The organism is Algibacter sp. (assembly GCF_029245835.1).
In the GTDB taxonomy this organism is placed as follows: domain Bacteria; phylum Bacteroidota; class Bacteroidia; order Flavobacteriales; family Flavobacteriaceae; genus Algibacter_B.
Genome location: NZ_JAQWOO010000001.1, coordinates 24,318 through 37,534, shown reverse-complemented (window position 1 = coordinate 37,534; position 13,217 = coordinate 24,318). Strand labels below are relative to the sequence as shown.

13 protein-coding genes are annotated in these 13,217 nt (G+C 32.5%); 12 read left to right on the top strand and 1 reads right to left on the bottom strand.

Annotated features, from left to right (window positions below; genetic code table 11):
• Positions 1-20: 20 nt before the first annotated feature.
• The 12 genes from P8K68_RS00175 to P8K68_RS00120 all read left to right on the top strand — a co-directional run bounded on the left by P8K68_RS00175 (position 21) and on the right by P8K68_RS00120 (position 11,852).
• Positions 21-686 carry an SCO family protein gene (locus P8K68_RS00175; RefSeq protein WP_300247010.1) on the top strand — a complete coding sequence of 222 codons (666 nt, stop codon included), beginning with the start codon at positions 21-23 and terminating at the stop codon, positions 684-686.
• Between the two features lie 236 nt (positions 687-922).
• Positions 923-1,159, top strand: a complete 237-nt coding sequence (locus P8K68_RS00170; RefSeq protein WP_300247008.1) for a FeoA family protein — start codon at positions 923-925, stop codon at positions 1,157-1,159.
• Positions 1,152-3,251: a ferrous iron transport protein B gene (gene feoB, locus P8K68_RS00165; protein ID WP_300247007.1), complete on the top strand. Its 2,100-nt coding sequence runs from the start codon at positions 1,152-1,154 to the stop codon at positions 3,249-3,251. The genes P8K68_RS00170 and feoB overlap by 8 nt, the downstream gene beginning before the upstream one ends.
• Before the next feature lie 87 nt (positions 3,252-3,338).
• Positions 3,339-3,476 carry a FeoB-associated Cys-rich membrane protein gene (locus tag P8K68_RS00160; RefSeq protein ID WP_300247005.1) on the top strand — a complete coding sequence of 46 codons (138 nt, stop codon included), beginning with the start codon at positions 3,339-3,341 and terminating at the stop codon, positions 3,474-3,476.
• Positions 3,477-3,775: 299 nt separating this feature from the next.
• On the top strand, positions 3,776-4,435 hold the full coding sequence (locus tag P8K68_RS00155) for a metal-dependent transcriptional regulator (RefSeq protein WP_300247003.1): 660 nt from the start codon (positions 3,776-3,778) through the stop codon (positions 4,433-4,435).
• The gene (locus P8K68_RS00150; protein ID WP_300247001.1) at positions 4,422-5,213 is read left to right on the top strand and encodes a transporter; all 792 of its coding nucleotides are present in this window, start codon (positions 4,422-4,424) and stop codon (positions 5,211-5,213) included. The genes P8K68_RS00155 and P8K68_RS00150 overlap by 14 nt, the downstream gene beginning before the upstream one ends.
• 1 nt (position 5,214) lies before the next feature.
• Positions 5,215-6,120, top strand: a complete 906-nt coding sequence (locus tag P8K68_RS00145; RefSeq protein WP_300246999.1) for a zinc ABC transporter substrate-binding protein — start codon at positions 5,215-5,217, stop codon at positions 6,118-6,120.
• 491 nt (positions 6,121-6,611) lie between these two features.
• On the top strand, positions 6,612-7,349 hold the full coding sequence (locus P8K68_RS00140) for a metal ABC transporter ATP-binding protein (RefSeq protein ID WP_300246997.1): 738 nt from the start codon (positions 6,612-6,614) through the stop codon (positions 7,347-7,349).
• 80 nt (positions 7,350-7,429) lie between these two features.
• On the top strand, positions 7,430-9,052 hold the full coding sequence (locus P8K68_RS00135) for a DUF3843 family protein (protein ID WP_300246995.1): 1,623 nt from the start codon (positions 7,430-7,432) through the stop codon (positions 9,050-9,052).
• A gap of 2 nt (positions 9,053-9,054) precedes the next feature.
• On the top strand, positions 9,055-10,182 hold the full coding sequence (locus tag P8K68_RS00130; RefSeq protein WP_300247050.1) for a metal ABC transporter permease: 1,128 nt from the start codon (positions 9,055-9,057) through the stop codon (positions 10,180-10,182).
• Positions 10,175-11,335: a metal ABC transporter permease gene (locus P8K68_RS00125; protein ID WP_300246993.1), complete on the top strand. Its 1,161-nt coding sequence runs from the start codon at positions 10,175-10,177 to the stop codon at positions 11,333-11,335. Before P8K68_RS00130 ends, P8K68_RS00125 begins: the two co-directional genes overlap by 8 nt.
• Positions 11,336-11,492: 157 nt before the next feature.
• On the top strand, positions 11,493-11,852 hold the full coding sequence (locus P8K68_RS00120) for a YraN family protein (RefSeq protein WP_300246991.1): 360 nt from the start codon (positions 11,493-11,495) through the stop codon (positions 11,850-11,852).
• Positions 11,853-11,855: 3 nt separating this feature from the next.
• Here the strand turns inward: P8K68_RS00120 and P8K68_RS00115 are convergent, their stop codons facing one another.
• Entirely contained in the window at positions 11,856-13,190 is a 1,335-nt protein-coding gene (locus P8K68_RS00115; RefSeq protein ID WP_300246990.1) for a TlpA disulfide reductase family protein, read from the bottom strand.
• Positions 13,191-13,217: the final 27 nt, after the last annotated feature.

The following is a 13,217-nucleotide window of genomic DNA, read 5'->3' as shown; positions in this document are numbered from 1 at the left end:
TTAATTTTAAAGTTCTAAAAATGCTTTCATTTTTTAAGGATTATAAGATATTCGCAATAGTGTTCGGCCTTATCTCGATTATAATAATTGCTATTATTTATAATACATTAAATGTTTACCAACCGCTTCCTATTTATCAACCTACTATGGTTAGTACAGAGTTGGTTGATAGCACTATTCAACATCAAAAAAAATATCATAAAATTGCCGATTTTAGTTTCACAAATCAAAATGGCAAAACCATTACTCAAAACGATTATAAAGATAAAATATATGTTGCCGATTTCTTTTTCACAACATGTAGAACGATTTGCCCGATTATGACAAGCCACATGGCAGATATTCAAAAAGAAATTTTAGATGATGACCAAGTCATGCTGCTTTCACACTCTGTTACTCCAGAAATTGATAGCGTAGCACAATTAAAACGTTATGCTATTAAAAAGGGCGTGAATGATAAAAAATGGAACTTAGTAACTGGTGATAAAAAAGCCATTTATAAAATGGCTCGTAAAAGCTACTTAGCTGTTAAAGATAATGGCGATGGCGGTCCTTTTGACATGGTACATACCGAAAATTTTATGTTGATTGATAAAAAGAAACAGATTCGCGGGTTTTATGATGGCACTAATACTGATGACATTGACAGACTTCTTGAGGATATTCAAATTTTAAAGCAGGAATAATAAGTTGGTTTATTGCTAAGATATGAGATGTTGATTGTAGATTGCGTTAAGGATTGAAAAGAAAAGCCCAGATTGAGTTACTAACGAGAACTTACATCATAAAGCTCTACTCTTATAGCAACCTAACAACCGGCAGGCAGACGCCTAAATAATTATTTTCTATTTTTAAACTTCTAAACTTTTCCCTTCTAAAATTTTACCTTATTTTTGCTTCTTTAAAATCAATCTAAATAAGCTTGCAAGATACTTTAGCACAATTAAAACGTGGGGAAAGAGCCATTATTACTGATGTTTCATCTATTTACATCCCTTTAAAATTATTAGAAATGGGATGTTTACCTGGTAATTCGGTTGAACTTGTTCAGGTTGCGCCTTTTCAAGACCCCATGTATTTAAATATTAATGGATCGCATTTGGCTATAAGAAAAGAAACGGCTTCTCTTATTTTAATTGAAAAAAAGGCGCATGAGTAAACAAATTAACGTGGCGCTAATTGGTAATCCGAATACCGGAAAAACCTCTGTGTTTAATGCTTTAACAGGCTTAAACCAAAAGGTTGGAAATTATCCGGGTATTACTGTTGAAAAAAAACAGGGGATTTGTAAACTTCCGCGTGGCGTAAAAGCGCATATTATTGATTTACCAGGAACGTATAGTTTAAACGCTTCTTCTCTTGATGAAAATGTAGTTATCGAACTATTACTTAATAAAAACGATAAAGATTTTCCGGATATTGCTGTTGTAGTTACCGATGTTGAAAATTTAAAACGAAACCTTTTACTTTTTACTCAAATTAAAGACTTAGAAATCCCGACGCTGTTAGTTATTAATATGGCAGATCGAATGAGTTACAAGGGTATTTCTTTAGATATTGATTATTTAGAAGAGAAGCTGAATACGAAAATTGCGCTGGTTAGTACCCGGAAAAACAAAGGTATTGAGAAGCTTAAACTACTAATTTCGAACTATAAAGAAGTTTCTATTACACCTTGTATTGATACCACACAAATTGACCCCGATTATTTTGGGAATTTGAAAAAGGCGTTTCCAAACCAATTACTTTACAAACTTTGGTTAGTCATCACTCAAGATGTAAACTTTGGAAAAACAGATAGAAATGTAATTGATGCTGTTGCCGATTTTAAAACAAAAAGTAAAGGCGATTTAAAACGTTTACAGCAAAAGGAAACCATAAAACGCTACCAATTTATAAATAACGCTTTAGATAAAGGGCAATCAATAGACTTAAGTCAAGCTAAAGATTTACGCATAAAACTCGATAGAATTTTAACACACAAAGTTTGGGGATATGTTGTTTTTGGTATCATTTTACTCACCATATTTCAAGCTATTTATGATTGGTCTAGCGTGCCCATGGATTTTATTGATAGCTTATTTGCGTCATTAAGCGAATGGACAAAAAATCAATTACCACAGGGGGCTTTTACTAGTTTATTGGCTGAAGGTATTATTCCCGGACTTGGAGGCATTGTTATTTTTATTCCACAAATTGCTTTTCTATTTTTATTTATAGCGGTGCTTGAAGAAAGTGGATACATGAGTCGTGTGGTATTTTTAATGGATAGAATTATGCGTCGTTTTGGGCTTAGCGGTAAAAGTATTGTACCCCTTATTTCTGGAACTGCTTGTGCTATTCCTGCTATTATGGCAACGCGTAATATTGAAAGTTGGAAAGAACGCTTAATCACTATTTTAGTTACGCCTTTCACAACCTGTTCTGCACGATTGCCAGTATATCTTATTATTATTGCTTTGGTTATTCCTGAAGGACGCATTTTTGGTTTAAGTTACCAAGCACTAACCTTAATGCTACTTTATCTTATTGGTTTTGGAACCGCAATCGTATCAGCATACATTTTAAATAAGATTTTAAAAATAAAAAGTAAAACGTTCTTTGTAATTGAAATGCCTAATTATAAATTACCCCTTTTTAAAAATGTTTTGCTAACCGTAATTGAAAAAACGAAGGCCTTTATTTTTGGTGCAGGTAAAATTATTTTAGCCATCTCCATCGTATTATGGTTTTTAGCATCTTATGGTCCAGGAAAAGAATTTAATGATGCCGAAAATATCGTAAAAACTCAATTTGCCTCAGAAAATTTAAGCATCGAAGAACTGCAACAAAAAATAGCCTCGCATAAGTTAGAACATTCATTTATTGGTATTGCTGGTCATGCTATTGAGCCTGCTATTCGCCCTTTAGGTTATGATTGGAAAATTGGTATAGCCATAGTAAGTTCTTTTGCTGCTCGTGAAGTTTTTGTGGGTACACTAGCAACTATTTATAGTGTTGGAAACGATGATGAAGCCACTATAAAAAACCGAATGGCCGCAGAAGTCAACCCCATTTTAGGGGGGCCATTATTTACATTTGCATCAGGAATTTCGTTATTACTATTTTATGCCTTTGCGATGCAATGCATGAGTACCTTAGCTATTGTAAAAAAAGAAACGAACTCTTGGAAATGGCCTATATTACAACTGGTTATTATGACCGCTTTTGCGTATATTGTTGCTTTAATTGCTTTTCAGTTTTTGAAATAACAGCTAATTCCGTCCCTTTTGATGGAAGCTGGCTTTCAATTCCCTAAGAAATTGAAAGTCGGAAGGGTTTTAATCGACTTAAAAATTATGAACGACATCATTCAAAATATATTAGTTTTTACCGCCATGGTTTTGGCTATGACTTTCTTGATTAAAAAATTCTTCTGGAAAAAATCAAAACCTAAAAAAGCTTGTGGTGGCGATGATGGTTGCGGCTGTCATTAATCCTTACGGTTAGCATTTTAATTAGTTTTTTATATTATCTAAAAATAAAACTCTAGTTTCTTTATCACAGATTTAATTCGTGTAATTTTTATTTTCCTACTCTTAAACATTGGTTTTTAATTATCATCTAAACGATATAGGATATCTTATCAAGTAGTTGAGAGCTTTTTTACTTCCTATAGTAAAAACGATTCCAAAAAAAAATTTGCTTTCTTTTCTTAAGGTTTTCTGTTTTAACTTTTTTTAGTTACATTTGAAAAATTTTTAAGCTTACTTAAAAATATTTTAAAGCCTAACGAATGTCAGTAGCTATTGAAAATTTTGTAAAAGCCATTTACAAAAACGGAAAACGTGATAATAACGATACCAAACCTGGAAATATCGCTAAAGAATTAGGAATATCAAATGCAGCTGCGACGGATATGGCTAAGAAATTAGCTATTAAAGACCTTATCGATTACGAAAAATACCAAGAGCTAAAACTTACTGATAAAGGCACTAAAATGGCTTTGAACGTGGTTAGAAAACACCGCCTTTGGGAAGCCCTTTTATTTAAACTTTTTGATTTATCATTACACGATATCCACAGAGAAGCGGAATTATTAGAGCATCAAACTTCAGATCTATTAGCTAATAAAATAAGTGACTATTTAGGCAATCCAAAATTTGATCCTCATGGTGATCCAATTCCAAATGCTCGTGGAGAAATAACAACAACCGATACTTCCATTTCACTAGCAAATACTGAAGAAGGTAAAAGCTATATCATTTCTCGATTAATGAGTGATGATAAAGAGTTTTTCGATTTCTGTGCACAACATGGTTTAAAATACGGCAACTCAATTTTAGTTTCGAAACAGTTCAGTAAAAATAAAATGACTCAGATTTTAATTCATAATAACACTATTCTTCTAAATGAAGATTTCACCTCAATTATATATGTTAATGAACAAGATTAAAAACATAACAACAGCATTGTTTTTCATAAAGTCGCTGTTAAGCTTTTCGCAACAAGATAACAACGCCTTAAATGCATTAATAACAGATAGACCAGACGCAACCGAGTCTCCATCAACAATTCCAGCAGGTTATGTTCAAGTGGAAACTGGTACTTTTTACGAAAGTTTTAAAGACGATGCTATTAAAAACGAAAGCTACACATTGAATACAACCTTAGTAAGGTTAGGGCTTTTAGATAACTTAGAACTGCGCGTAGGCTGGGATTTTGTAGAAAGCAAGATAAAAGGATTAGATCATGTAATGAGCGGTTTCAATCCACTTTTACTTGGTGCTAAAATTGCCATTTCAGAGGAAAAAGGAGGCATGCCCGAAATTGGTTTTTTAAGTCATCTTTACCTCCCATTCACTGCAGGGAACGACTACAAACCAGAAACTACCGGTGTCGATTTTCGTTTTGCATTTGCACATACATTAAACGAAAAATCGAGTTTATCCTATAATTTGGGTGCGCAGTGGGGCGACGATTCTCCCGAAGCTGCATATATTTATTCTTTATCATACGGATATAGCATCACAGATAAACTAGGAGCCTATGCCGAATTATATGGCGATTTACCAGAAAACAACAAAGCAAATCACCTTTGGAATACAGGTTTTACTTACTTGCTTTCTAATAATTTCCAACTAGATGCCACTGTGGGTTCAAGCATCACAAAAGGACAAGATATTTTATTAAGTGGAGGCATTAGCTTCAGATTACCTACCAAAAAGAATTAAAATGAAAAAATCAATATTAATCTTTGTTATAACCTTATCCTTTTTCAGTTGTAAAAACGAAAAACAAAAAAACGGAAAATTAAACGTTATTACCACCACTACAATGATAACCGATTTGGTTAAAAACATTGGTGGCGACCATATCAATTTACAAGGTTTGATGGGAAGTGGCGTAGATCCGCATTTGTATAAAGCTAGTGAAGGCGATGTAACCAAACTATCAAACGCCGATATTATTTTTTATAACGGCTTACATTTAGAAGGTAAATTGGTTGAAGTTTTTGAAAAAATGAAAAACAAGAAAACTATTGCCATAGCAGATACTTTAGACAAAAATACTTTAATAAGTTCAGATTATTTTGCATCAAATTACGACCCACATATTTGGTTTGATGTTACCTATTGGAAACAAGCCACACAGTTTATAGTTGAAAAACTTTCGGAAGCTATTCCAGAACAAAAAAAAGCATTTGAAGCTAATGGTGCTAAATATATTGAGCAACTAAATACACTAAAAACCAAAATAGAAGCTACAATTAACACCCTTCCAAAAGAGCAGCGTATTTTGGTTACTGCTCACGATGCTTTTAACTATTTTGGTAAAGCATTTGATTTTGAAGTTGTAGGCCTACAAGGGCTTTCAACAGCAACAGAAGCTGGTGTTAAAGATGTGCAGAAATTATCGGCGTTCATAATAGAACATAAAGTAAAAGCTGTTTTTGTAGAAAGCTCAGTGCCAAAACGCACCATTGAAGCCCTAAAAGCTGCTGTAGTGTCTAAAGGGCATCAAGTTGAAATTGGTGGCACATTATATTCCGATGCATTGGGAGATGCAGAAACTATTGAAGGCACTTATATTGGTATGTTTGAGTATAACGTAAATACTATTATTAATGCTTTAAAATAACATGATTTGAAGCTATTTCCTGCTATCCGCTATATCTTTTTTGTGTCAATGCTTAAGTATCACATTAAAAGTATAGCAATCATAAAGGCATTAGCCATCAATAAAATCTAGTAACACAAAAAAGGATGCCGCTTCTATCAGGGCTAGATTATCAGCCAAGGTCAGGCCTAAAGCAGAAATTAAGTGATAAATCTGCAAATAGAGAAGTTAAAAAAACTATTTGATAATAAAAGAAAAAAAAATAAAAAGTCAACTCCCAAATCAATTCGCACAATTGAACGTAAAGGCGAAGAATAGATGAAGAAAAGCTCCAATAACAGGAGAACGCGGTTCGACGCAGAGTTTTCAAATCGGTTTCCAGTTTTCTTAAAAAACTGGAAAATTCCTCGGCTTGAACTTGATTTTTTGGTTTTAGTATGTATCTTTAAATGTCTACTAGATATTTAAAGATACATAGTGCACTAAGGCAAAATGAACATTAAAAAAAGAAAATGGAACAAAAAATCGCAGTAAAAATAGACGATTTAACAGTAGCCTACAACTACAAACCCGTACTATGGGATATCGATTTAGAAATCCCAGAAGGCGTTCTAATGGCTATTGTTGGTCCTAATGGCGCTGGAAAATCAACACTTATAAAATCTATTTTAGGGATTCTAAAACCTATTGCTGGAAGTGTAAGTATTTATAATAAACCCTACGAAAAACAACGTTCTCTTGTTGCTTATGTGCCACAAAAAGGAAGTGTAGATTGGGATTTTCCAACTACCGCATTAGATGTTGTAATGATGGGAACTTATGGTAGTTTAGGCTGGATAAAACGCCCAAAACAAAAAGAAAAAAAGGCGGCTTTAGAAGCTCTTGAAAAAGTGGGTATGTTAGCTTTTAAAAACCGACAGATTAGTCAGCTCTCTGGAGGTCAACAACAACGCATATTTTTGGCTAGAGCTTTAGTGCAAAATGCATCTATATATTTTATGGACGAACCCTTTCAAGGTGTAGATGCTACAACTGAAATAGCCATTATCAATATTTTAAAAGAATTAAGAAAAGCAGGAAAAACGGTTATTGTAGTACATCACGATTTACAAACTGTTCCTGAGTATTTCGATTGGGTAACTTTTTTAAACGTGAAAAAGATTGCTACAGGTCCTGTTAAAGACATCTTCAATGATGACAACTTAACTAAAACTTATGGCATTAATTATAAAGTAAGCATACAGGAATAAATGAGTTGACAGTCGCAGTCACAGTAAACAGTGCTTACTCGAATGGATAAATAAATTCAAAACCTAATTAATAAAATTTGATGAAAAACAAAATTTATATAAAACATTGGTTAGCTTTAAAACCACAGCATTATAGTAGTAATACAGACTTTTATTATCTTAAAGTAGCAAATAAAATTAATTCCAACATTAATACAAATCCAAATACATATTCATTTCTTAATGAATTTTTATCGAAAGATGATCAATTGGTATTTAGTTGCTTTTTAACATGTTATTTTGAAGATATCATATCTGGAATTAATCTATGGAAAACATTTAAGTCTTGTTACAAAAAATTTTATAATAAAAACTTACCATTTTACAATACAAACGAAACATACATAGACGATGAAATTAATTTTGAAGATGTTGCTTTTTTAACTTGGTATTTTCTAAACACCATTCAAGACAATCATTTTTTTTCACCACATAACGATTTCATCCTAATAACTGCTAAGTTAACCATGCAAATTCTTGAAGAAGAATATGAATATGCGCCAGAAAATAAAACTTTAAAAAAATTATATGAGTTCGAAAACAAGGATGGGGATTTTTATATATCTAGAGCATTATTACAGTTTGTTTTCTTCGAGTCTTATTTATTTTATACAGATATTAAATATAGAATGGATCTTGAAATTTTAGAAATCATAGAAAATAATAAGCAAGAAAATGAAAGCCCCGAAACGGTTATGAGCTTTATTCGAGAATCTACTGAGTATTTTACTTTTAACGCAAACAGTGCGCTTTTAGGGTTAAATGCTAAAAATTGGGTAGAGAATTTATTAGATAACTCTCATACTAACCAGAAAGATATAGCCAGTATCTCTGAAAAAATAACAGGGCTATTTTTATATAAAAAACAAGATACTCACTCTGTTTATATAGAATATATTGCATCAGGTATGTTATTTGAAATGACAAAAAAATCATTTGATCATTGCAGCGAATTAGAAGAAGATGATATACTCTTTATTGGATTGGTAAAATATAAAGACGAATGGTGGTTTTCAGGAAATTTTAGTATTTCAGAATTTAACGCAGATATTATTTTAGATCAAAAAAATTCGGCAGATGAAAGATCAAAAGTTAATTTTTTAAATGATTATAAAGAAGTCCAAGACATTCTTAACAAACAAGAAAAAGCGTTTTTAGAATATAACGGAGGTACACCAATTGCTTATATGAATTCAGAAAAAGTGAAAGATTTTGTAAATCGCTTTATGGATTATTACAACCATTCACTGAAGCTATCAACAAAAGAAAAAAAAGAAGCAAAACAACACACAAAAAGTGATGGTTATTTTGGACCAGATGATTCTTTTGAAAATTTCAATTCAGAAGATGCACAAGCTATTGTTTTTTTCAATCCAAAAAACGGAGTAGAAATTTATTTTGATATTATAAATGCTTTTCCTGATAAAAAGAATTCGTTTTTTAATCAAGAAAGTGAAGATGATATTATGCATTTATTAATTTCTCAAAATTATTCAACAGAATTGGTTTACTACTTTATAAACAACTTTAAAGATAAACTTTCATTTTTCAAAAAAGAACCCTACAAGAGTTATCTAAATGATATAGATTTTCTACTTAGATTTTGGAAAAAAGAGCAGTATCATACCAAATCATCAATTGTACTAACAGGAAAAAACTACTAGCCATCGATTTAACCGAATACTTTTCTTTAGTTTTTACAGACTACACGCTAAGAACGATAACACTTGGTACTGCAATACTAGGCGCAGTTACTGGGATGCTTGGAAGCTTCGCTGTACTCAGAAAACAAAGTCTTTTAGGCGATGCCATTTCCCATGCCGCATTGCCAGGTATAGCCATTGCCTTTTTAATAACAGGTGCAAAAGATAGCAATGTATTATTATTAGGTGCATTAGTTAGCGGACTCATAGGAACCTTTTGGATTCGGGGCATTATTAGTAAGACGCATTTAAAATCAGATACCGCCTTAGGGTTAATTTTATCATTATTTTTTGGGTTTGGAATGTTGCTACTCACGTTTATTCAAAAACAACCCAACGCAAACCAAGCAGGGTTAGATAAATATTTATTTGGACAAGCAGCAACTTTAGTAGAAAGTGATGTCTGGATGATGGCCATGGTTACTGGTCTTTGCCTATTCGTATTATTACTCTTTTGGAAAGAATTCAAAATCTTATTATTTGACGCAGATTATACCAAAACATTAGGCTTTAACACTAAATTTATCGATATTTTAATTACTACATTTATTGTATTAGCCATTGTACTTGGTTTACAAACCGTAGGCGTCGTATTAATGAGCGCCATGCTATTAGCCCCTGCCGCTGCTGCAAGACAATGGACTAACAGCCTAGGTGTCATGGTGTTCCTAGCCGCTATTTTTGGTGCTTTTTCAGGTGTTTTTGGTACAGCAATTAGTGCAAGTCAAAATAATTTATCTACTGGCCCTGTTATTGTTATTGTTGCTGGAGTTTTTGTTTTAGTGTCTTTTATATTTTCTCCAAGTCGCGGTTTATTATTTAAACAAATCCGTTTTATAAAAAATCGTCGTGATTTACAATGGCATAAAACACTAGCGTTTATGTATAATATTGCAGAAACTCACGAAGATATCTCACACCCTCACGCCATAAAAATCTTAAACAACTTTCAGGGATTCACCAAAGGCACCCTTCAAAAATTAGTTAGAAAAAATTATGTGAATTTAGATGGTACGATGTGGAGTTTAACAGAAGAAGGCTTTGAAATAGCTTCCAATTTATACAACCAACAAAGCGATAACAATGAGTAGCGCACAAATTGAAATACAATTAATTGCAAGCTTAGTTGCTATAGCCTGCGCTATTCCTGGGACATTCTTAGTACTCAGAAAAATGGCCATGATTAGCGATGCTATTAGTCATTCTATTTTACCGGGTATTGTTATTGGATTTTTTATCACACAAGATTTAAACTCGCCGCTACTTATACTACTTGCAGCCCTTACAGGAATTATTACCGTTGTTTTAGTTGAGTACATTCAAAAAACAGGCTTAGTTAAAGAAGATACCGCTATTGGATTAGTATTCCCTATTTTGTTTAGTATTGGTGTGATCATGATTGCTAAAAATGCGAATGATGTCCATTTAGATGTAGATGCGGTATTATTAGGCGAATTGGCTTTTGCTCCTTTTGATAGACTTATCATTTCTGGAGTTGATTTAGGTCCAAAATCACTATGGATTATTGGAAGTATTTTAATTATTACTTTAGGTTTATTATTTGCATTCTTCAAAGAATTAAAAATAAGCACATTCGATGCTGGTTTAGCAGCTTCACTAGGATTCTCACCAGCCATAATACATTATGGATTGATGACGGTTTCATCTATAACCACTGTTGGCGCTTTTGATGCCGTAGGTGCTATTTTAGTTGTTGCGCTTATGATTGCGCCAGCAGCTACAGCTTATTTATTGACCAACGAACTAAAGCGTATGCTTATTTACGCCATTTGTTTTGGTGTTTTTAGTGCTATTTCGGGCTATTGGTTGGCTCACTGGCTAGATGCTTCAATAGCCGGATCTATAACCACCATGTTGGGTTTACTATTTTTAGCAGTTTACTTATTTGCCCCAAGCAAAGGCATTATCGCTGTCATGTATCGCGAAAAACAACAACGTACAGAAGTTTCTTTATTAACCTTTTTATTGCATTTAAAAAATCATACAGAAGAACGTGAGCGCCATGTCAATCACCTCAACGAACATATCAATTGGCAAAAAGTACGCTCCAAAACTGTTTTAGATTTAGCCTTAAAAAACAATATGATTCAGTTTGATAAAAATATTGTGTCTTTAACTGAAAAGGGTGAAGATTTCACGTCTCAAGCTATAGATTATATTATTACGAATGAAGATGCTCAAATTGAACATATGAAAGATGATTTCTTTTTGTTTAGAGGGTAATGTGTCATTCAGAGTATAGCGAAGAATCTACTTTATAAAAAAAGTATTAAATTTTGAGTACAAAAAAAAAGTATATATCTTTTTTAAATGATGACACTTTAAGATTCTTCAATCGTGCCTCCTTCTGAATAACAATAAACTTTTTTATTTTAGCATTATGGCAAAACACAACGAACTCGGTAAAAAAGGTGAGCAACTCGCAGTTGATTTTCTTCTGAAACATAACTATAAAATCATTGAACGCAATTACCGATTTGATAAGGCAGAAGTAGATATTATTGCCCAAAAAGATAAGATTCTAGCTATTGTTGAAGTAAAAACACGTTCGACTACAGATTTTGGAGATCCACAAGATTTTGTAAAACCCAAACAGATTCAACGTTTAGTAAAAGCAGTGGATGAATATGTAACGGTAAATGATTTAGATGTTGAAGTCCGTTTTGATATTATAGCGATTGTTAAAGAAGGTAAAGGCTTTAATATTGAGCATTTAGAGAACGCTTTTTATCATTTCTAAAAACTATTCCTCTTCTGTTTTAAAATACTGTTTCAAAACATCAAAGTTTATAGGTTTTGAAACGATTTTTTTATCCTTATCTAAAATAAAATACGCTGGTGTTGAACTGACGCCATAAGCATTACCAATCTCATTATCCCATTTTCCTTCGCCATAAACATGTATAAAATTAGGGTAATCATAGGTTAAGTTTTTCCATCCATAAGGTTCGTCTTCTAAACCAATAGCGACCACTTGTACTTTATCTTCTCCTAACAACTTTACGAATGTTTGTAGTTGTGGCACTTCATCTAAACAATGTGGACATGTGCTACTCCAAAAAACAATAACATAATTTTCAGCACCTTTTAAAGCGCTCATTTTTTTTGTAACTAGCTTATCTTTCTCTTTAATTTCAACTTCAAAATCTGGAGCAACAGTTCCTTTTGAAAGGTTTTGATACAATATTAATGATTGCAAAAGCTCTTGATCGTTAAGTGCTACGGCAATATCCATTAAATAGGTTTCAGCAATGTAATTTGCTACAGATTCATGTCCTAAATCAGACATTTGTTGCCATAAATCAAATAATAATATGCGCTTAACTTCTTTTGGAGCAGATTGCATATGACCATAAACCACATTAATATTCTCTATGTAGCTTGATTGTTCATCTTTAGTCTCAGAAGACATTCCAAAAACATAATTCAGCATGCGCTCTTCTAGAAAATTAGAACTCTGAAGTGTCTGATTATTAAAATCAACATGATCAAAATAATGATTTCTTAAATTGTTGATATACTTATTTACGCCTTCAATATGTTTTGGTATGTAGGGTTTATTGGCCTTAATGAAAGCTAATGCTCTTGTGTTTTTTGCTGCCTTTTCAAAATTTGCTTGGGTTTCTCTTTGTGTTTTAAAAATAGCTTTCAAAGCTATGGTATCCTTACTCTCCTGACTAAAATAGTTACCAATACTTTGGGTAACCATAGACATACTATTCGTGTAAGACGTTATCAATTTATTTTCAGTCGATTTCTGAAACGCTACACCTGTTTCAGAATTAAAAGCGAGTTCAATATCTTCTTTTCCATTATAAATAATATCAAAATTATAATCTTCTTGAGGTACTGCATAAACTAAACGATACATGCCTTTGGTGTTTGTGGAGTCCAGCTTAAACTCAAAACTTCCATCTTCTTGTATTTCCGCATTTGTAACATAATCAGAGATGGTAGGATTTACTTTATACAATAAGGCAAAATTATATTCTTCTGCCGGCGAAAATACACCCTTAATAGTATGTTGTGCTAAAAGTATGGTAGGAAGTAAAAGTGTTATAACAAATAAACGTTTCATTTATATAAAATCATTTTCAAATTAAAA